The sequence below is a fragment of the Priestia sp. BR_2 genome (genome assembly GCF_041954005.1).
In the GTDB taxonomy this organism is placed as follows: domain Bacteria; phylum Bacillota; class Bacilli; order Paenibacillales; family Paenibacillaceae; genus Paenibacillus_AQ; species Paenibacillus_AQ lautus_A.
The window spans coordinates 1-20,489 of record NZ_JAVFHM010000071.1 but is presented as its reverse complement, the minus strand read 5'-3'; the positions used below and the strand labels follow the sequence as shown (position 1 = coordinate 20,489).

Sequence of the window (20,489 nt, the reverse complement as noted above, 5' to 3'; positions counted from 1 at the left end):
ATTTTACTAGACTAGCAGGAACTTGTAGGTTTGAGCGCGAAATGTATAGGGATGGGAGGGACAGGCTTATGGCTGTAAAATCCAATCATGTGACGATTAAGGGCATCAAAGATGGCCTGGTATTCCTGCTTGACGATCAATGCGAGCTGGAGGAATTGCTTGGCGAGCTCCGCTATAAGCTGGAGCATAGTCATCAGAATATTCTGACCGGACCCATCATTCATGTGGATGTGAAGCTGGGTTCCCGGCAAATTTCCGAAGAAGAGAAGCAGACGATTCTTGACATATTGAAGCAAAAGGGCAACTTGCTGATACGCAATGTGGAATCGCCGCCGCTTGCGTCCGAGCTCGTTCCGGAGGAAAAGCTTGCGCTTAAGACGGGGATGGTGCGTTCCGGACAGGTGCTGCATCATGACGGCGATCTCTTGTTCCTCGGCGATGTGAATCCAGGCGGGACGATTACGTGCACCGGCGACATTTACATATTGGGCGCTCTGCGCGGAACCGCGCACGCCGGTGTAGAGGGCAACGAGGAAGCGATTATAGCGGCTTCGTATTTTGCCCCTACCCAGCTTCGTATCTCCCAGATGATCAGCAGACCGCCGGATGAATGGGAAACGCGGGAAACGGTCATGGAGTTTGCGTATTTGAAGGACGGAAGCATGGAGATCGACAAGATCAGCAACATCTCACGTTTGGGTCGGGATTTTAATGTGTTTAAAGGGGTGTAGAACATGGGAGAGGCAATCGTCGTAACTTCAGGTAAAGGCGGAGTCGGTAAAACGACGACATCGGCGAACATCGGCACAGCTTTGGCACTGCTCGGAAAAAAAGTGTGTCTGGTTGATACGGACATCGGTCTTCGCAATTTGGATGTCGTGATGGGCCTGGAAAACCGGATTATATACGATTTGTGCGACGTTGCGGAAGGGCGATGCCGACTTAACCAGGCGCTGATCAAGGACAAGCGCTTCGATGAGCTGTATATGCTTCCTGCAGCCCAGACCAAGGACAAGAATGCCGTTTCTCCGGAGCAGGTCAAAGATATCGTACTTGAATTGAAAAAGGAATTCGAATACGTCATTATCGATTGTCCGGCCGGAATCGAGCAGGGATTCAAGAATGCCATCGCCGGCGCGGACAAAGCGATTGTCGTCACGACGCCCGAGAATGCGGCCGTAAGGGACGCGGATCGGATTATCGGCCTGCTGGAGAGCTCGCATGTCGAGTCTCCGAAGCTCGTGGTGAACCGGATTCGCCCGAATATGGTGAAATCCGGGGACATGCTCGAAATCGAAGATGTGCTGCAGGTGCTGAATATCGATCTGATCGGTATCGTGCCTGATGATGAAATGGTCATTAAAGCGGCCAACATCGGGGAGCCTACGGTGATGAACCCGGATTCCCAGGCAGCCATCGCCTATAGAAACATCGCCCGGCGTATCCTTGGCGATACCGTTCCGCTGATGCAAATCCATCAGAAAAAAGGAATGTTCACCAAATTCAAAAAGTTTTTTGGAATGGGTTAAGGGTTTCGACCAAGAACCGGTGCCGGGAGGCATCGGTTTTTTTGTTTTTCTCCTTCGGCGGTCTAAGCGGCTTTCGCAGAACCCGTCCGCCTCTTCATCAGGGCTTGTTCTAAATCTCTCTCATCTCCTCATAGGATAGAGTAAGAAAACAAGCCCCAAGGGGGAGAGAACAATGGACATCAAAACTTCCGTCAAGAACCGAAGAGAAGCCCGCATTCGCGAACTGCTGGAAGGGGAGCAGTTCACGGGGCAGGACGATAAGCCGTCTTGGACGGCGCTTCCCGATAGAACACCCGCTAATCCCCATAATCCAAAGACAGGCTTCATCAAGGACAACATAGCGAACCCGTCCCCACGTTACGCAGAGCATGAACCGGATCCCGAGCGGCTTTGGAAGCAAGGGCATCGCGGTTGGTATGATACGCCGGATCCCGGTGCTCCGGGAGAACCGCCAAGAAAAGCTTCGTTCCTGTCGGGCTTGATCCGCCGCGTCGCCGTCAGTGCGCTGGTGTTTGGATTGGCATGGGGCGTATTTTCATTTCAGCAGCCGTGGGCCCTTCGCGCGCAGGCATTCATCATTGAAGGGCTGAGCCATGAGATGGATTTCCAGGCGGCCCAGGTATGGTACGAGGAGCATTTTGGCAGCGCTCCGTCCTTTATTCCGATTTTTGGACAAACCGACGAGCATTCGACGAAGGTGAATGCCGGGACCTCTCTGGTTCCTCCGCTTTCGGGAAGGGTGGTTCAATCCTTTGCCGTTGATCTGAAAGGCATCGTCCTGGAAGCCGGAGGGGGTTCTTTAGCGGACCGGGCGGTTAAAAGTATAGAGACCGGGCGCGTCCTTGAGGTTAAAGAACATCCTGAGAACGGGATTACGGTACGCATACAGCATACGGGAGAGCGAACGGCGACATACAGCAGGCTGGCGGAAACCGGGCTTAAGGCGAATGACTGGGTCCAAGGCGGAGATATTATCGGGACTTTGGCATCTTCAGGCACAGGCAGCCCGCCCTCCCTTTATTTCGAACTCAAAGAGGGGGATCGTGACGTCGATCCGGCGGAAGTGATTCCGTTTGATTAAGTTTAAGGGAACGGTCTTGTCGCTGCATCCGCTCTTTGTCATTGTCATGCTGGCATCCGTATTCACCGGTCGCTTCCTGGAGTTGCTGACCCTGTTTATTATCGTGTTTATTCATGAATTGGGACATGCCGCCGCCGCGGCAGCGATGGGGTTCAAGGTACGAGCCATTCAGATGCTGCCGTTCGGCGGCGTTGCTGTCATTGAAGACGACGGCAGGATGACTGCGATGAAGGAGATCATCATTGCGCTTGCGGGACCGCTGCAAAATGTCATCATGATCGGCATTACCCTGGCCTGCCAATGGGCGGGGTGGGGTGACGAGCAGCTGCTGTCTTACATCATTCAAGGGAATCTCGTCATCGCGTTGTTTAACCTGCTTCCGATTCTGCCGCTGGACGGCGGCAAAGTGCTGCAGGCCGTCATCAGCCTGCTCGCTCCTTATCATGCCACCTTGTTGTGGGCTTCCCGCGCAGGCATTTTGTGCAGTTTAATTATGATCGGTTACGGATTGCAGCCGTTATTCTCTGGAGACGGCATTCGTTTAAATGTGCTGATGATCGGCCTTTTCCTGGCGTATTCCAATTTCGAAGACTATCGGAACGTCCATTACCGGTTTTTAAGATTTTTGGTCAATCGGAGCGAGGTTTATGAACGGAATTTGGACGGACTCGGTCCTGCCCAGCCAATCGTTGCAGATTCTTCGAAACCTTTGGATGATATCATGCGTCTATTTAAACGAGAGAAGTATCATTTGATTTATGTCATGAGCGGACGCGGCAGCCTGCTTGCCGTTGTTCCGGAGCAGCATGTGATCTCTTCTTATTTTGCATCAACTGGTCCGCCCTGGTATGCGTAAATCGTAAACATCATGAGGAAGACGGGGGGCGGGCCAAGATTCTTTATCCATTCATGTCATCAGAGATTGTGTTAGGATAAAACAATAGAATATCGTCTTCCATTTGAGAGGTGAAGCCATGAGGCAAATGATAGTTCATTGTGAACATGAGACCATTCAGATGGCCCTCATCGAAGATGGGAGGTTAGCCGAATTCGCCGTTGAGCGGAGTCGTGAGCAAAGTGTTGTCGGAAGCTTTTATAAAGGCAGGGTCGTGAACGTGCTGCCGGGGATGCAGGCGGCTTTTGTAGATATCGGGCTGAAAAAGAACGCGTTTTTATATATCGATGATGTGCTCCATCCGCATTTAGAGAAGCAGCCCAAGCAGAAGCCTTCGATCTCGCAGCTGCTGACGGCGGGGCAGGAATTGATCGTGCAGGTCATGAAGGAACCCAGAGGCGGCAAGGGAGCGAGGGTGACGACGCATTTTTCGCTTCCGGGCAGATGCATGGTGTATATGCCGACTGCGGACTATGTTGCCGTCTCCAAGAAAATCGGACGCGATGCGGAAAGGGCCCGGCTGAAGAGCATCGGCGAGCAGCTTCGCACAGATGAAGAGGGAATCATCATCCGAACGGTGTCGGAGGACGAGCCCCTGGAATTCATAAAGGGAGATCTGGAGTATCTGCGAAAAGAGTGGGCCCGGATTCTCGACAAGGCGGAATCTGCGCCCGTTCCGGCGCTGCTGCATCGCGATTTAGGCCTGCTGCAGCGGTTTCTGCGCGATGCCTTTGATCCGCTGCATGACGAGCTTGTGATCGACAGCAAGCAGAAAGGCGAGGAAACCAAGATTTATTTGAAGGAAACCGTTCCGGGAATGGAGCCTAAGGTTACATATTACTCGGAAGGAGGCCCGATTTTTCAAGCGTACGGGTTGGACGAGCAGATGAGAGCCAGCTTCGCAAGGAAAATCACGCTTCCCGAGGGCGTGACCATCGTCGTAGACCAAACCGAAGCCATGACGATCATCGACGTGAACACAGCCAAATATATCGGCGGGGATAATTTCGAGGAAACGGTACTGAAGACGAATCTTCTGGCTGCGCAGCAGATCGCAAGGATTCTTCGCCTCTGGGATATCGGGGGCATAATTATCGTGGATTTCATCGATATGGATCATGAAGAGCACCGGCAGCAGGTGGTTTCAGTCATGGAGGCCGTTATGCGCAAAGACCGCACGAAGAGCTTTGTGGTCGGCTGGACCAAGCTGGGACTGCTGGAAATGACCCGCAAAAAAGCCCGGGAAAGCTCGTCTCTCCCCTTTGCCAAGCCTTGCGGAACCTGCGGAGGCCGGGGCGTGGTTATCGAAGAATGATGTTGACGGTGAACGGGGAATATGATATTATCATTGGGTATGTGTCTAGTGATAGGTTGCTGCACATGCTGTAACCGCTCCGGTTGGGTTCACAAGAACGTTCCTTTTGGGACGGACACCTTTATACCAGGCGAGTCTGAGACATAGGGAGGTGCAAGCAAATGTACGCTATTATCGAAACAGGCGGTAAACAATACAAAGTTCAAGAGGGCGACGTATTGTTCATCGAGAAGCTGACTGCAGGTGACGGCGAGAGCGTGACTTTCGACCGTGTACTGGCCGTTTCCAAAGAGGACGGATTGGTAGCAGGAACTCCGGTTGTTTCCGGTGCGACTGTAACTGCAAAGGTAGAGAAGCACGGTAAAGGCCGTAAGGTCGTTGTATACAAATACAAGCCGAAGAAGAACTACCACAAGAAGCAAGGTCATCGTCAACCTTACACTAAAGTAACCATCGAGAAAATCCAAGCGTAAGAAGGTGCGGTAATTGATTACTGTACAAGTACTGCGCGGGGAAGATGGACGGATCCATAGCTTCAAGGTAACGGGGCACGCGGGATATGCCGATCCGGGTGAAGATATTGTATGTGCTGGAGTTTCCAGCATTACCGTGGGAACGGTGAATTCCATTGAAGCGTTAACCGGAACCGTTATGGAGACCCGGATGAAGGGCGGCTTTCTTAGCGCGAATCTTCCGCCTACGGCAGATGATTCCGTCTCCGGCCAAGTTCAACTGCTTCTCGAATCCATGGTTGTTATGTTACAGGGAATTGCCGATTCGTACGGCAAGTATATAAGAATACAAGAATTGACTACTTGAAGAAGGAGGTAGACAACATGTTGAAATTGGATCTTCAGTTATTCGCATCGAAAAAAGGTGTAGGTTCCACAAAGAACGGTCGTGACAGCGAATCGAAACGTCTTGGCGTGAAACGTGCAGACGGTCAAGCAGTGACTGGCGGCAGCATCTTGGTTCGTCAACGCGGAACGAAAATTCATCCAGGCACGAACGTGGGTATCGGTAAAGACGATACTTTGTTTGCGAAAGTTGACGGCGTTGTGAAATTTGAACGTTGGGGTCGTGATCGCAAGAAAGTGAGCGTCTACCCGGTTGATGTCGCTCCAGTAGCGGCTGCAGTTGAAGCTTAATCGTTTCTTATGCTGCATACAGAAGAAGCCTTTCGGCATCGTTGCCGGGGCTTCTTTTTTTGTAAATTGCGCAAAGAATGATCATCCAGGGGATGAACCGTCCTGAAAGTCTATGATATACTGGGATTTGGTGAATGTAACCAATTGCTGTTGAAAGACGAGGAGAAGCGATGAAATCCTGGAAATGGATAGCAGCTGTGGCGGGGTTAACCTCCGTAATACCGGTGGCATGGATGGTATGGAAACCATCCTTGGCTGCAGGAGCAGTGTTGACGGCTTGGGCTGTCGCCGCGTCTGCCTGCGGAGCATGGCTTGTCCGTAAATCGGACGAGCGCAGGCAGCAAGCCATCATTCGGAATATGGAGCAGACGGCGATTCAGATGTTGAATCACCATCGTCATGATTGGATGAATGAGCTTCAAATTTTGTACGGCTACATTCAACTGGGGAAGCATGATAAAACCGTGGGTTCTGTGGAAAGAATAAAGGACAGGATGGCGACGGAGAGCAGGATCTCCAAGCTTGGCATTCCTTCACTGGTTTTTTATTTACATTCATACCGAACGTACAGCAGCAACCTGCAGCTCTGCGTTGAAGTGGTGGACCAGGTACAGCTGGAAGACAAAGTATCGCCACAAACGGCAGAGTCTTTTACCGAAGCGATCATTCAAACGGTGAGAGCCTTTCAATTGAGCGGAACGGCGTCATGGGGGGATACCCGGCAGTTAACATTAACATTTATGCAGCAGGAGCAAGAGCTGATCGTATGGGCTCTAGGAGAAGGTTCCTTTGGAGACCCGGAGGGCTTGAAGCTTCAGATTGAACAATCCGTAAAAGGCGAAGGCATTCGGGTGGAGCAGACGGAGCCGGGGGAGACCTCGTACCGCTTGTATCTGCCGTTTGTGACTTGAGGAAGGTGATTTCATGTTTGTAGATAAGGCAAAAGTATATGTAAAAGGCGGCGACGGCGGCGATGGGCTCATTGCGTTTCGCCGTGAGAAATACGTTCCTGAAGGCGGACCTGCCGGCGGCGACGGCGGCAAGGGCGGCGACGTGATTTTCCGGGTGGACGAAGGACTGCGCACGTTGATGGATTTCCGTTACCAGAAGCATTTCAAGGCCAAGCGCGGGGAAAAGGGCCGCAATAAAAGCCAGCATGGGGCCAATGCGGAGAGCATGATTGTCCGTATTCCGCCGGGTACCATCTTAACGGATGACGATACCGGTGAAGTGATTGGCGATTTGACCCGTCACGGTCAACAGGTTGTTGTTGCCAGAGGCGGCCGCGGGGGCCGCGGAAACATCCGCTTTGCCACGCCGAACAATCCGGCGCCCGAGCTTGCCGAGAATGGAGAAGAGGGCGAAGAGCGCTACGTAACCATGGAACTTAAAGTGATGGCTGATGTAGGTCTCGTCGGATTCCCGAGCGTTGGCAAATCCACCCTGTTGTCTGTTGTATCCGCGGCTCAGCCGAAGATCGGGGCATACCATTTCACGACCATCACGCCGAATTTGGGCATGGTTGAGGTCGGCGACGGGCGCAATTTCGTCATGGCTGACCTGCCTGGCCTGATTGAGGGTGCCCATGAAGGCGTGGGACTTGGCCACGAATTCCTCCGGCACGTGGAACGAACCCGCGTCATTATCCACGTCGTGGATATGGCAGGCACGGAAGGACGGGATCCGTTCGAGGATTGGCAAAAAATCAACGATGAGATCAGGCTCTATAACCCGGTTCTGATCGAACGGCCGCAAATCGTAGCCGCCAATAAAATGGATATGCCGGAAGCAGAGGAGTACTTAACGGCCTTCAAAGAGAAGGTGAAGGAGATTCGCCCTGACATCGAGGTGATGCCGATCTCCTCGCTGACCCGTCAGGGGATCCAGGAACTTCTTTACCGCACGATCGATGTGCTGGAGAGCATTCCGGATGAGCCGACGATTGAAGAAGTATCCGAAGTTTCCGAGCGCAAGGTGTATAAATTCAAAGCGCAGAACGACAATTCCTTCACCGTCACCAGAGACAATGAAATGTATGTGGTGCACAGTGAGCGAATTGAGCGAATGCTGAAACGGATGCAGATGAATTCGCATGATGCGATCCTGAAGCTTGCCAGAACGATGCGTCATATGGGCATTGATGAAGAGCTGCGGAAACGGGGCGCGACGGAAGGCACCATCGTACGGATCGGCGATTTCGAATTCGAATTTGTCGAAGGCAGCAGTTACTATTGATGTTCAGATGAATATATGTATAACAAAAATACCGCAAGTTCTGTCTACAGCAGGCTTGGCGGTATTTTTTTTCGTGAGCGAAGGAGGCTTCCCATAAATCGTGAATCAAGCGTGCGCAGCCGTATATTCCATTGGCTGGGAGTCTAGCTCGAAATGCCGGATCAAGCTTTCCAAATTTTGCATCCACTTATCGGGTAAATCGTATACAATAGTAGTACAATAGTACCTTTTCCATAGATCTCAGGATGGAAGGAACGGCGCAAAAAGGAGAGTAGAACTATGGCTATTATTGAAGTCGTAAAATACGAAGGCCCGCCGGATGTGTTTGCCTGGCGTTATCCGAATCAGGAGTTAGGCACCTGGACCCAGCTTATTGTTCATGAGACGCAGGAGGCGATCCTGTATAAGGGGGGGCAGGCACTGGACTCTTTCCCGGCAGGGCGGCATACGCTGAGTACGGCAAACATCCCGATTTTATCCAATGTCATCAATCTTCCATTCGGAGGGAAGTCTCCCTTTACGGCAGAAGTCTGGTTTGTGAACAAACTTCGTTCGCTGGACGTGAAATGGGGGACCAGCTCGCCGATCCAGCTGCAGGATCCGAAATACAACATCATCGTATCGCTCCGAGCCTTTGGCCAATTCGGCGTTCAAATCAGCGATCCGCGAAAGTTTCTGGGAACCATGGTCGGTACCCTGCCAACCTTTGATCAGGGAACGCTGGTCAAATATTACCGCGGCGTGCTGATGTCCAACATTACGGAAATCATATCCTCCTATATCGTTCGGAAAAAAATCAGCGTTGTGGAAATCAATGCTTACATAGCGGAAATATCCAAGCACATCATGGAAGCGATTGCGCCTTCATTTGAAGAGATGGGGATTACCCTGCTGAATTTTTATGTGGATTCCATCAATATACCCGAGCATGATCCTGCAGCTGTCCGAATCAAGGAAGCGTTGGCAAAAAAAGCGGAGATGGATATCATCGGTTATACCTACCATCAGGAAAGAACCTTTAATACGCTTGAGGGAGCGGCGAAGAATCCCGGAAGCCCGGCTGCGGCCATGGGGACGGGGCTGGGCATGGGACTCGGAATGGTCGGTCCGATGTATGAGACCGTCGGCCATATGTTTGACCATGCCAAGCCTCAAGAGAAGAACGATAAGCAAATCGAGCAGAAGGCATGCACCAAATGCGGAATGCTGAACGGGGAAGAAGCGCGGTTCTGTTCGGGCTGCGGCCAGTCGTTTCAGACTCAGGCCGATGAAGCGCCGGCGAAAGCCATCCTGTGCAACGATTGCGGGCAGCCCCTGGCTCCGAATGCAAAGTTCTGCCTTCACTGCGGCGACCCTTACCATGCATGCCCGAAGTGCGGACATGATCACCCGGCTGGCGCTGCCGAATGTCCGGATTGCGGTGCACCGCTGCCGATGCCTTGCCGGGCATGTGGAGAATTGGTGGATGCCGAAGCCAAGTTTTGCCCGCACTGCGGGTCGAGTCACGCGCTGACATGTCCGGGGTGCGATCATGAGATCAAACCGGGCCAGAAGTTTTGCATGGAGTGCGGTCATAAATTGATGTGAAGCGAAAGCGGGGGAATCAGGTGAATACAAGAACCAAGGATCGAAACGGGGCATGGCTGGCAGCCATTGCGCTTCCGTTTGTCACGATCCTCTTATTTGGATGGATCGGCGGGATGTTTCAGCCGAATTCTTGGATATCGGGGGTTGCCGTCGGATGCGCCGAAGCGGCCGTTCTCCTATTTATCGGCTCTGTCATCGGCAGGGGGAAGGCAGCTTCGTCAGGCACCCCATTTTATATTGCTTCCGGCATCATAATTGGTATCTATACGGTGTCCGTTGTGCTGGAGGTTATTTTGCTGGGATACTTATTTAAGCTGCCTGTATCCTCGTATTTCATGATTCATCTGATTACGCTTTCTGGATTTTTCGTTGTTCTTGGGCTCGTATTCCTGGCGGCAAAATATGCAGGCGCACAGGAGCGAAAGGAAAGCGATCATCTCGCGGTCAAGAGAGAGACTGTAGCCTGGATCGGGGAGATTCGCAGAAAGCTAAGCGAACTGCCGGGAGAGAACATGCCGTCGTTGGAACGGCAGATCGCCGAGCTTGAAGAGACGCTGCGTTATAGTGATCCCATATCACATACCTCCTTATATGAAGAGGAGCAGTTGATTCAGCAAAAAATTGCGATGCTGGAGGACCAAGTAACGTTGATCGGCGAGGCGCAAGCTGAACAGCGCAAGGAACTGGCAGAGCAAACCGTTCCTATCATCCGCGATATTCTCCGAACGGTGCAGGATCGCAATACGGTGCTTCTGAAGGCAAAGGCGGGATCAACCTAATGCAGATGATAGAGGGGATAGCATATGGGAGCTTCTAATCTGAAGCGTTTTAAACTTAAGTTCATGAAAATGGATTGTTCGATCATCGCGTTGGCCGTGCTTTTTTTTCCGCTGGCCATCGTGCTGGCAGCCGTTCGGGTCCTTGTCACCCATCGGCACAACCGTTGCAAGGGGAGGAACAACCGTCTCTTCGGCTGGGTGCTTGCCATTACCTATGGAATCATAGAATTGCTCATGATTCTTGCGACGATTGATGACAAAGATATCGAAAGCCTCTATTCGGCCACCGTCGTTTGGGGCGTAATCATTCTGGTCCCAGCCATGATCATGCTGGTGATCGCCAATAAGGAAGACAAGAAATTCGGCAGCTTGCTTCAATTCTATTCGAATGCCATCCTGCATCGAGGGCTCGTCCAGGTCGAACATATTGCCCGTGAGGCGAGACAATCGCCTGCACACGTGATCCGGGATATCACGTTCATGTTTGAAGAGCGTATGCTGCCTAACGGAAAGCTCGACAACGGAGTTGTTCTCATCCCGTCCTTGCACAGAAAGTCCGAACCATTCCGTGGCGAATTCGTTTCGCGCAGCGGGCAGCGCGTGCAGTATTCATTGGGCGATACGACTGCAGGTCCGGCCCCCATATCCCGAACCGAACCTGCGTCCGATCCGGCTCCTAAATCCGTGGAATGCCCCGGCTGCGGAGCAAGAACGGTCGTAACGCATGTGGAGGGGAAGGAATGCGAGTATTGCGGTACCGTGATTGTGGCATAGCACGTCGGATGTACCATTTAAAAGAGAAGAGACTGGGGAGAACTTCGTATGAGCGTTCCGGTAAAGCCTTTTAAATCGCAATTTACCTCATTCGATTATTTTATTATTGGACTGACGTATGTGTTTTTTCCATTAGCTTTGATTATCGCTGCGTTTCGTATTCTGCCCACGCAGCAGCATCACAGTTATCAGGGAAGGAACCTTAGATTGGTCGGATGGGTATTGTTCGGCACTTATATTGTTATCCTGGTAATCAATTTAGTGACGAGCGAATCCAGCGAGCAGTTCTTAAACGATAATTTAGCGATGGCGTTGTGTATATTAATCCCCGCGTTGTTTTTGCTGGTTGCTGCCGACTTCTTAGACAAGAAATTCCGGAAGCTGCTCGGAATTTACAGGGAGGCTGTCTTGCAGCGGCGGCTAATTTACATCGAGCATATCGCGATCGTTGCGAACCAAAGTCCGGCCCATGTGATCCGGGATTTGAACTATATGTTGAAGGAGCGCATGCTTCCTGCCGGGAAGATTGAGGATGGCGCGCTGGTGATCCGTTCGCTGCATAGAGAGCCGGTAAACCCCGTTGAATCTCAAACGAAGACGGAATCCAAGTCTGTGGCATGTTCCGGCTGCGGCGCAAGAACCGTGATTTCACGGCATGAGGAAAAAGAGTGCGAGTACTGCGGCTTGACCATGAGATACACCAGTTAGCTTGAAGTGATCGGCAGTCTCCGGAATACCGGGGGCTGTTTTTTTAACGCATCATTTGCAAATTTGACGTGAATACCGATGAGTTCCGTTTCGAATTGCGATATAGTATAGGCTATAGGGTTGGCCCGGAAATATCGGGCTCGCTAAAAATGGGTCACTTATGTATTGCCCTTACGGGGTATATCCAGTATAATGTCCACTATACGAATACAGTAGTCTTTGAGGAGAGGACGTTTGTGAAGGAACGCTACTATCTGGTCCGGGAAGACATCCTTCCCGAGGCTGTAGTTAAAACGATGCAAGTGAAAAAACTGCTGGCGTCGGGAGACGTGAGGACGGTTCATGAAGCCGTCGAGCAGGTAGGGCTTAGCCGCAGCGCTTTTTACAAGTACAAGGACGGCATCCACCCTATCAATCAATTGGAACGTGATGAAATCGTAACGATTTCCATCGATATGGAACATCGCTCGGGCATGCTATCCGAGGTGCTGGGGCTGGTAGCGGGTGAAGGCGGGAACGTGCTAACCATTCATCAGAGCATCCCGCTGCAAGGAATCGCGAATGTCGTTATTTCCGTCGAAGTTTCCCGGCTGAATGAGGAGCTGGATGATCTGCTTGACGGATTGAGGCGGATAGCCGGAGTCAGAAGAGTGCAGATGATAGGGCAAGGTTAGGGTAGAAACGACGAATAAATAGATATCTATGTGATGGGATACAGGAGGTAGTGTATTAATGAAACCGGTCAAAGTAGGGCTTTTGGGATTAGGAACCGTAGGAACAGGCGTTGTCCGCATCGTTGAGGGGCATCAGGAGGATTTGAGCAGTCAGGTCGGTTCGCCGATTACGATCGAGCGCATCGCCGTCAAACATTTGGAGAAGTACCGCAGCGTCAATGTGGATCAGAGTAAATTAACGGAAGATCCCTGGGCGGTCATTCGCGATCCCGAGATTGATGTCATCGTTGAAGTGATGGGCGGGATCGAGCAGACGAAAACCTACATCCTCGAAGCGCTTGAGCGCGGCAAGCACATCGTAACCGCCAATAAGGATCTGATGGCCCTGCACGGTGCCGAAATATTGGCCAAGGCGCAAGAAAAGCAGTGCGACGTGTTCTACGAGGCAAGCGTAGCCGGCGGCATTCCCATTATCCGTACGCTGATTGAAGGCTTCTCATCGGATCGTATCATGAAAATCATGGGGATCGTGAACGGTACGACCAACTTTATCTTGACCAAGATGAGCCAGGAAGGCGCCTCCTATGAGGATGTCCTGGCAGAAGCTCAGGAGCTGGGGTACGCGGAAGCCGATCCGACATCCGATGTGGAAGGCTTGGACGCGGCCCGCAAAATGGCAATACTCGGTACCCTCGGTTTCCGCACGAACGTTGAGCTCCAGGATGTATCCGTCAAGGGCATTTCGCAGGTTACGAAAGATGATATCGCTTATGCCAAACGTCTGGGCTACGAGATGAAACTTCTCGGTATCGCGGAGCGTCAGGACGATGAATTCAGCATCAGCGTCCAGCCGACGATGGTTCGCAAAGGTCATCCCATCGCCGCCGTGAACGGCGTATTTAACGCGGTGTATGTATACGGGGAGGCCGTCGGCGAAACGATGTTCTACGGAGCGGGCGCGGGCGAGATGCCAACCGCGACATCCGTTGTGGCAGACCTGGTGGCGGTCATCAAGAATCTGAAGCTCGGCGTTAACGGTCTGAAAGCCATCGTTCCTTATAAACCGAAGAAGCTCAAAACCGATGAGCAGATCATGTACAAGAATTTCATCCTGCTTCATGTGGACGATAAAGCAGGAGTGCTGGCGCAAATAACGCAGGTGTTCGCTCAATATAACGTTAGCTTGGAGTCCGTTGTTCAGCAGCCGAACGAGCACAACCCGGACGCAGAGATAATCATCGTTACGCACAATGCGAGCAAAGCCAGCATGGACGAAGTGCTGAATCACTTTGAAGGCCTGGAAGTCATTCGCCGAATCAAAAGTGTTTACCGCGTTGAAGGATAAGGATTAGCATCCATTAAATCAACATATATAATTTTTTCATAAGAAAAGGAGAACATGAGAGATGCCGTATGAAGGATTGCTGCAAACCTACAGAGAATATTTGCCGGTAAATGAGCGTACCCCGCTGCTAACGCTTAAGGAAGGGAATACCCCGCTCATCAAAGCCGTGAATCTATCCGAAGAGCTCGGAATCGATTTGCATTTCAAATTCGAAGGGCTGAACCCGACAGGTTCATTCAAAGACCGCGGGATGGTCATGGCCGTCGCGAAAGCAATGGAAGAAGGAAGCCGTACCATCATGTGCGCTTCGACGGGCAATACATCGGCTGCGGCTGCTGCTTATGCCGCTCGCGGCGGATTAAACTGCATCGTGATCATTCCGAACAACAATATCGCGCTGGGCAAGCTCGCGCAGGCGATGATTTACGGAGCGAAGGTGATCGCGATTGAAGGGAACTTTGACCGCGCGCTGGAAATCGTTCGCGAGATCACGGCCAAGCACCCGATTTCGCTGGTAAACTCCGTGAATCCTTATCGTATCGAAGGCCAGAAGACGGCTGCATTCGAAGTCGTTGACCAGTTGGGCAAAGCTCCGGACGTACTGGCCATTCCGGTCGGCAATGCGGGGAACATCTCCGCTTACTGGAAAGGATTTAAAGAATACCACGCAGCGGGTAAATCCACTTCCCTGCCGAAGATGCTTGGGTTCGAGGCGGAAGGCGCCATGGCTATCGTCAAGGGTGAGCCTATTCCGAATCCGGAAACGGTAGCGACGGCCATCCGCATCGGGAACCCGGCCAGCTGGAAAACCGCGGTTGCCGCGGCTGAGGAATCCGGCGGACAAATTAATTACGTCACGGACGAGGAAATCTTGGAAGCATACCGCAAAATCGCATCGCGTGAGGGGATTTTTGCCGAGCCAGGATCGGCCGCCTCCATCGCAGGCGTTTATAAAATGAAGCGAGAGGGATATTTTAAAGGTGGGGAATCCGTTGTCTGTGTGCTGACAGGACATGGGCTGAAAGATCCGAATATCGCGATTTCTACCGTGAACGCCGAACCGCTCGTCGTATCGGATACGGAATCGGCCGTAATGGATGCCATTGCTAAGCTTGAAGGAGCTGCGCGGGTATGAGTTTGTCCCAAGGCGTCCGGGTGAAGGTTCCGGCCAGCACGGCTAATTTGGGACCCGGATTCGATACGCTCGGCATGGCATTGTCCCTGTATTCCTGGATCGAGATGAAAGCGTCGGAGAAGACCGTGTTCCATCTTCATGGCGATGAGATGGGCGGTCTGCCGACCGATAAGAGCAACCTGATCTATAAGGTGGCTCAAATGGTTTTTGAAGAAGCGGGACAGGCAGTTCCTGATCTCGAGATTTCCATGTATTCCGAAATTCCGCTTACCCGCGGCCTTGGCAGCAGCGCATCGGCGATCGTAGGCGCGCTGGCTGCAGCCAACGCTCTAATCGGGTCACCACTGCCGGATTCCAAGCTTTTTGATATGGCGACGAATCTTGAGAAGCATCCTGATAATGTGGGGGCTTCTTTATTTGGAGGAATCATTGCCGCCGTATGGGATGGATCCCATGCGGATTATATGCGCATTGAACCTCCGGCGGACCTTGGAACGCTCGTGGTGATTCCCGATTTCGAGCTGGCGACATCCAAAGCAAGGGAAGCGCTGCCCGCCCAGGTCAGTTTAGCGGATGCTGTATATAATATTAGTCGGTCCTCCTTAATGACCGCTGCTCTTTCGGCAGGCAGACTGGACTTGATTCGTGCCGCGATGAAAGACCGGATTCATCAGCCATATCGTGCGCCGCTTGTACCGGGAATGTCCAAGATTTTGGCCGATGCGCCTGATCATGGAGCACTCGGCATCGCGCTGAGCGGAGCGGGTCCGACGATGATTGCGCTGGTGGACCGGAACGAACCGCGTGCAGAAGAATTGGGCGCGTATCTCACGGAGACGATGAAGGCGGAAGGCATCCAGTCTTCGTGCTACCCATTGAATCCAGTTGCGGAAGGCGTCCAGCTCTTGGATGATATTAATAATAGATCCTTTTTGGATATGATTAGAGGGGAAGTTACCGCATGAAAAAAATAGCCTTGTTGCCCTCAGGATCGGTATCTCATGAAGCGATACTTTATCTCCTAAATGGCGAGCCGGTGGAATTTGTCCACCATAAACTGATCTCTGATGTATTTATGTCAACAGTAGAAGGAAAAAGCGATTACAGCGTGATCCCGATCGAGAACACCATTGAAGGCTCCGTAAGCCTTCATATGGATTGGCTGGTCAATGAGGTGGATCTGCCGATGCAGGTGGAGTGGGTCTATCCCTCCATCCAGAACCTGATCGGTAATGCTGCCGAATTCCGTTCAAGTGACGGAACGATGGATTACAGTCAGATCAAAAAGATCTGGTCCCACCAAGTTGCGACAGCCCAGTGTCGTCAGTTCCTAGCGAAGGCTGCACCGCAGGCTGAGTTGGAGCAAGTGGGCAGCACCTCCGAAGGGGTTAAGATCGTAAAGGAGAACCCCGGCCGGGGATGGGCGGCAATTGGCACTTCGCTAGGCGCGGCTACCCACGAATTAAACGTGCTTGCCGAGCGTATTACCGACCATGATAACAATTACACACGGTTTGTGCTGATCGGACGCGAGCCGATATTGGTCAACCGTTCGCCGGAACATATCAAGACCAGCATTCTCGTAACGCTTCCAGAAGACGTGCCGGGAGCGCTGCATCAGGTGCTTTCCGCTTTTGCGTGGCGTCGCCTGAACCTGTCGCGGATCGAATCCCGTCCAACGAAGAAGAAGCTCGGTAATTACTATTTTTATATCGATGTCATGGCCGCAGCGGATTCCGTTCTGTTGGTTGCCGCCATGGGAGAGATTGAAGCGCTGGGATGTCTGGTTCGAGTGCTGGGCTCTTATCCGGGCTACGCCTATGAGAGTGAGAAAATGGAGGTTAAGTAAATGTCGGAGCAATGGATCTATTTAGATGGAGAATATGTCACGAAAGAGAATGCTAAAGTATCCGTTTTTGACCATGGGTTTCTGTACGGAGACGGCATATTCGAAGGCATTCGAATATATAACGGCAACATCTTTAAGTGCAAAGAGCACTTGGACCGGCTGTATGATTCCGCCAAGTCCATCGATTTAGTCATCCCCCTGGCATATGAAGAACTGCTGGAGGCAATGGCCGAGACCATTCGACGCAATGACATGCGGAATGGGTATATCCGTATCGTGGTATCCCGCGGTGCCGGCAATTTGGGGCTGGATCCGCGCCGCTGCCCTAAACCGACCGTGTTGATCATTGTGGAGCAGCTGGCGATTTATTCAGAAGAAGCTTATCTCAATGGCCTGAAGGCCGTCTCCGTTGCCCAGCGGCGTAACATACCGGATGCGCTTAACCCGAAAATCAAATCCTTGAACTATTTGAACAATATCCTCGTGAAGATCCAATCCAACTTTGCGGGAGCGGATGAGGCTATTATGATGAACGCGCAGGGATATGTGACGGAAGGCTCCGGGGACAACATTTTCATCGTCAAAAACGGCGTGGTCACTACGCCTCCGTGCTATCTTGGCGCACTCGAAGGCATTACGCGCCAGGCCATTATCGATTTATGCGAGAAACTCGGCATTAAACTGAAGGAAGAGCCGTTCAGCATGCATGACGTATATATTGCGGACGAAGTATTTTTTACGGGCACGGCTGCTGAGGTCATTGCGGCCCGCGAAATCGACGGACGGATCATCGGAAAAGGCCAGGCTGGTCCCGTTACGCTGCAATTGCTGGAGGAATTCCGCAAAATTGTGGATCAAGACGGTTATAAAGTATGGGAATCCTAGGGTTTCAGGACAACTAAATAAACGACTTAAACCATCCTTTCATGTCGATGAAAGGATTTTTTTTGCCCAGAGGGATGTCAATCGCCTATTCCGTGCATAGGATGTAGTAACGAAAGCGGGCGAATTACATGACGCCTAGAAGAGTGTAGGAGGTTTTAGCGGCGTGAAGATACACATCGTCAAGGAAGGCGACACCCTATATGAGCTGTCCAAAAAATACGACGTACCTTTAGCGAAAATCATCGATGCCAATCCACAGCTGGTGGATCCGAATAAGCTCGATGTCGGTGCCAAGATCAAAGTTCCGACTGAGCCCGTTCAGGTCCCCGACGGCAGCCAACCCATTATCCATAAGCATACGGTAAAGCAGGGAGACTCCCTCTGGAAACTGTCCAAGGCATGGGGAGTCACTCTGAAGGAAATCATCAATGCCAATCCGCAGCTTAAAAATCCGAATGCCCTGCTGGTGGGAGAAGTCGTCAACATCCCTTCATCAGGCGGTTCTATGGAGTCCGGCGTTGATGACGGGGTTTCCATGAGCAGTGGCAGCGGTGCAGCTGCAGGCAAGAAGAAACCCGGCAGCAAGGATTACACCGGAGTTAAGGAAGAAATAACAGCGCCGATCGAGCAGCCTCCGGTCGTTCCTGAGGTTAAGGAGCCTGAGCCGCCGATTCTGCCGAAGCTTCCGGAGATTTCGCCTTTCCCCGAGGAGCCTAAGAAAATGGAACCGGAATACAAACCGGAGATATTACCTGAGATCAAGAAGCCGATCATCATGCCGGAAATCAAGAAACCAGAGATTATGCCAGAGGTGAAAAAACCGGAAGTGATGCCGGAATTTAAAATGCCCGTAATCATGCCAGAGTTTAAACCAGAATTCAAACCAGAATACAAACCAGAATACAAACCGGAGTTCAAGCCAGAGTTTAAACCAGAATTCATATCTCCATATAAACCTATGGAGCCGGAGTATACGTATCCTGTCAAAACCATGCCGTTACCGCATCCTGTTCATCCCATAGCCGAACCATGTCCGCCTTTTGCCCAGATGCCGATGCAGATGATGCCTCATCCGTGTCCGGAGTTTCCTTTTAAAGAGGCACCCGCATTTGCAATGCCTCCATTCGGTCTTCATGAAGGTCCCTGCGGGTGTCATGAGCCTATGAAATGGCCGGGCGCCGATTATGGCAATGCCGTCCATCCGTATCACAACATGCCGCAGGAAGCGATGCCTGTTTCCTACAATGAAGGCTGGGAAAGTACAGTTTCAGGATATCCGGGTCTTTCTGAACAGCCGATGAGCATGGAATATTCCCAGTTCTCGATCACGGAATCTTATACAGGGAATATGGTTTCCGACTACCATCCATATCCTGAGCATCATCATACCGCAATGACATATGGTTATGTTCCGTCTCCTTGCGGATGCCACGGGGGAGAAGTGGGTTCACACCATCACATGCCGCATTTCGGGTACCCACAACATGGGCATCGTCCGTACGCGCCTGACATGGGGGCACCGTACCAACCGTGGCAGGGGGGAATGAACTACAATGCTGGTGCATACGGCTCTCCGTCTGTACCTATGGGAACACATGGAGCCTATCCTTCATTTGTAAATCCATATGAACCGAACTGGAATGATCGACAAAATGACCAGCCGATCGATTCCGAATTCAATGCTACTGCTCCTTTCGAAACGAAGCAAAGCAATGTGACGGTTAGCAGTGAATTTGAAAACGGTACGGGGCCATCCATATCCGGAGAGGCCGGCATTGAAGAGAATAACAAGCCGAAAGCCAAAGTCCATCGTCAGCAAGCCAAAACAGGACCGGCAGCCAAGAAATCGCGCAAGCCGCAATCTTCTGCCAGAACCAAGCGCGACAATCCTTGGATAAGGGGTTAAATCATTGTGTTGTGATTATAGTTAAACAAGAGGGGGCCGATTTTCGGTCTCTTTTTGTTTGCTGTACGATGAATTGTCTATGAATCTCTTCATCGCTAGCAGGCAATATAAAAGAATTGTTGTTTGGAATAAATTGTGTATTGCCTTCGAATCGATAAATATGATACATTATAAATCCAGTCGCGAAACGCAAGGTTGCGCTGGAACAGAGGTCAGCCGAGAGTGATGAATGAAATTAAAAACTTCCTAAAAAAACCTCTTGCATTATCGAAACAAACATGATATATTATAAGAGTTGCTGATGCGAACGAGATTCGCTGGCGACGAAGAAGTTGATCTTTGAAAACTGAACAACGAGTGAGTAAAACGAACCACTTCGGTGGGACGTTGAAATAGAGAATTGAACAAATTCTCGTCAGTTAATAAATGAGCAAGTCAAACTTTATTGGAGAGTTTGATCCTGGCTCAGGACGAACGCTGGCGGCGTGCCTAATACATGCAAGTCGAGCGGACCTGATGGAGTGCTTGCACTCCTGATGGTTAGCGGCGGACGGGTGAGTAACACGTAGGCAACCTGCCCTCAAGACTGGGATAACTACCGGAAACGGTAGCTAATACCGGATAATTTATTTTGCAGCATTGTG

At 51.4% G+C, this 20,489-nt stretch carries 21 protein-coding genes and 1 rRNA gene; all 22 read left to right on the top strand.

Annotation, left to right across the window (positions count from 1 at the left end):
- Positions 1–68: 68 nt before the first annotated feature.
- Positions 69–731: a septum site-determining protein MinC gene (locus RB298_RS01495; protein ID WP_015734015.1), complete on the top strand. Its 663-nt coding sequence runs from the start codon at positions 69–71 to the stop codon at positions 729–731.
- Positions 732–734: 3 nt separating this feature from the next.
- Positions 735–1,529, top strand: a complete 795-nt coding sequence (gene minD, locus RB298_RS01490; RefSeq protein WP_009594006.1) for a septum site-determining protein MinD — start codon at positions 735–737, stop codon at positions 1,527–1,529.
- A 172-nt stretch (positions 1,530–1,701) separates the two neighbouring features.
- Entirely contained in the window at positions 1,702–2,610 is a 909-nt protein-coding gene (locus RB298_RS01485) for a peptidoglycan DD-metalloendopeptidase family protein (RefSeq protein WP_486045397.1), read from the top strand.
- Entirely contained in the window at positions 2,603–3,466 is an 864-nt protein-coding gene (locus RB298_RS01480; RefSeq protein ID WP_192569324.1) for a M50 family metallopeptidase, read from the top strand. Before RB298_RS01485 ends, RB298_RS01480 begins: the two co-directional genes overlap by 8 nt.
- Before the next feature lie 118 nt (positions 3,467–3,584).
- Complete coding sequence (locus tag RB298_RS01475; RefSeq protein ID WP_486045395.1) at positions 3,585–4,820, top strand: Rne/Rng family ribonuclease; 1,236 nt, start codon at positions 3,585–3,587, stop codon at positions 4,818–4,820.
- A gap of 161 nt (positions 4,821–4,981) precedes the next feature.
- Complete coding sequence (rplU, locus tag RB298_RS01470) at positions 4,982–5,293, top strand: 50S ribosomal protein L21 (protein ID WP_006208810.1); 312 nt, start codon at positions 4,982–4,984, stop codon at positions 5,291–5,293.
- Positions 5,294–5,306: 13 nt separating this feature from the next.
- Positions 5,307–5,639 (top strand): ribosomal-processing cysteine protease Prp, encoded by a 333-nt coding sequence (locus tag RB298_RS01465; RefSeq protein WP_015734020.1) that lies wholly within the window; start codon positions 5,307–5,309, stop codon positions 5,637–5,639.
- Positions 5,640–5,656: 17 nt separating this feature from the next.
- Positions 5,657–5,968 carry a 50S ribosomal protein L27 gene (gene rpmA / locus RB298_RS01460; protein WP_015734021.1) on the top strand — a complete coding sequence of 104 codons (312 nt, stop codon included), beginning with the start codon at positions 5,657–5,659 and terminating at the stop codon, positions 5,966–5,968.
- 170 nt (positions 5,969–6,138) lie between these two features.
- Positions 6,139–6,879, top strand: a complete 741-nt coding sequence (locus tag RB298_RS01455; RefSeq protein ID WP_228468774.1) for a Spo0B domain-containing protein — start codon at positions 6,139–6,141, stop codon at positions 6,877–6,879.
- 13 nt (positions 6,880–6,892) lie between these two features.
- A complete protein-coding gene (gene obgE, locus RB298_RS01450) occupies positions 6,893–8,203 on the top strand; it encodes a GTPase ObgE (protein ID WP_096775411.1) in 1,311 nt (436 codons plus the stop codon).
- 279 nt (positions 8,204–8,482) lie between these two features.
- Positions 8,483–9,790 (top strand): SPFH domain-containing protein, encoded by a 1,308-nt coding sequence (locus tag RB298_RS01445; protein ID WP_096775412.1) that lies wholly within the window; start codon positions 8,483–8,485, stop codon positions 9,788–9,790.
- 20 nt (positions 9,791–9,810) lie between these two features.
- Complete coding sequence (locus RB298_RS01440; RefSeq protein WP_486045391.1) at positions 9,811–10,569, top strand: hypothetical protein; 759 nt, start codon at positions 9,811–9,813, stop codon at positions 10,567–10,569.
- A gap of 24 nt (positions 10,570–10,593) precedes the next feature.
- On the top strand, positions 10,594–11,343 hold the full coding sequence (locus tag RB298_RS01435) for a hypothetical protein (protein ID WP_486045389.1): 750 nt from the start codon (positions 10,594–10,596) through the stop codon (positions 11,341–11,343).
- Between the two features lie 48 nt (positions 11,344–11,391).
- Positions 11,392–12,051: a hypothetical protein gene (locus RB298_RS01430; RefSeq protein WP_096775414.1), complete on the top strand. Its 660-nt coding sequence runs from the start codon at positions 11,392–11,394 to the stop codon at positions 12,049–12,051.
- 236 nt (positions 12,052–12,287) lie between these two features.
- Positions 12,288–12,725 (top strand): ACT domain-containing protein, encoded by a 438-nt coding sequence (locus tag RB298_RS01425; RefSeq protein WP_009594028.1) that lies wholly within the window; start codon positions 12,288–12,290, stop codon positions 12,723–12,725.
- Positions 12,726–12,783: 58 nt separating this feature from the next.
- A complete protein-coding gene (locus RB298_RS01420) occupies positions 12,784–14,070 on the top strand; it encodes a homoserine dehydrogenase (RefSeq protein WP_015734027.1) in 1,287 nt (428 codons plus the stop codon).
- Between the two features lie 61 nt (positions 14,071–14,131).
- Complete coding sequence (gene thrC / locus RB298_RS01415; protein ID WP_009594024.1) at positions 14,132–15,205, top strand: threonine synthase; 1,074 nt, start codon at positions 14,132–14,134, stop codon at positions 15,203–15,205.
- Positions 15,202–16,170, top strand: a complete 969-nt coding sequence (thrB, locus tag RB298_RS01410) for a homoserine kinase (protein ID WP_486045386.1) — start codon at positions 15,202–15,204, stop codon at positions 16,168–16,170. Before thrC ends, thrB begins: the two co-directional genes overlap by 4 nt.
- Positions 16,167–17,054 carry a prephenate dehydratase gene (pheA, locus tag RB298_RS01405; RefSeq protein WP_009594007.1) on the top strand — a complete coding sequence of 296 codons (888 nt, stop codon included), beginning with the start codon at positions 16,167–16,169 and terminating at the stop codon, positions 17,052–17,054. The genes thrB and pheA overlap by 4 nt, the downstream gene beginning before the upstream one ends.
- Positions 17,055–17,939 (top strand): branched-chain-amino-acid transaminase, encoded by an 885-nt coding sequence (ilvE, locus tag RB298_RS01400; protein ID WP_015734030.1) that lies wholly within the window; start codon positions 17,055–17,057, stop codon positions 17,937–17,939.
- A 163-nt stretch (positions 17,940–18,102) separates the two neighbouring features.
- Positions 18,103–19,845 (top strand): LysM peptidoglycan-binding domain-containing protein, encoded by a 1,743-nt coding sequence (locus tag RB298_RS01395; RefSeq protein WP_096775416.1) that lies wholly within the window; start codon positions 18,103–18,105, stop codon positions 19,843–19,845.
- A 442-nt stretch (positions 19,846–20,287) separates the two neighbouring features.
- Positions 20,288–20,489, top strand: a 16S ribosomal RNA gene (locus RB298_RS01390); the annotation flags it as partial.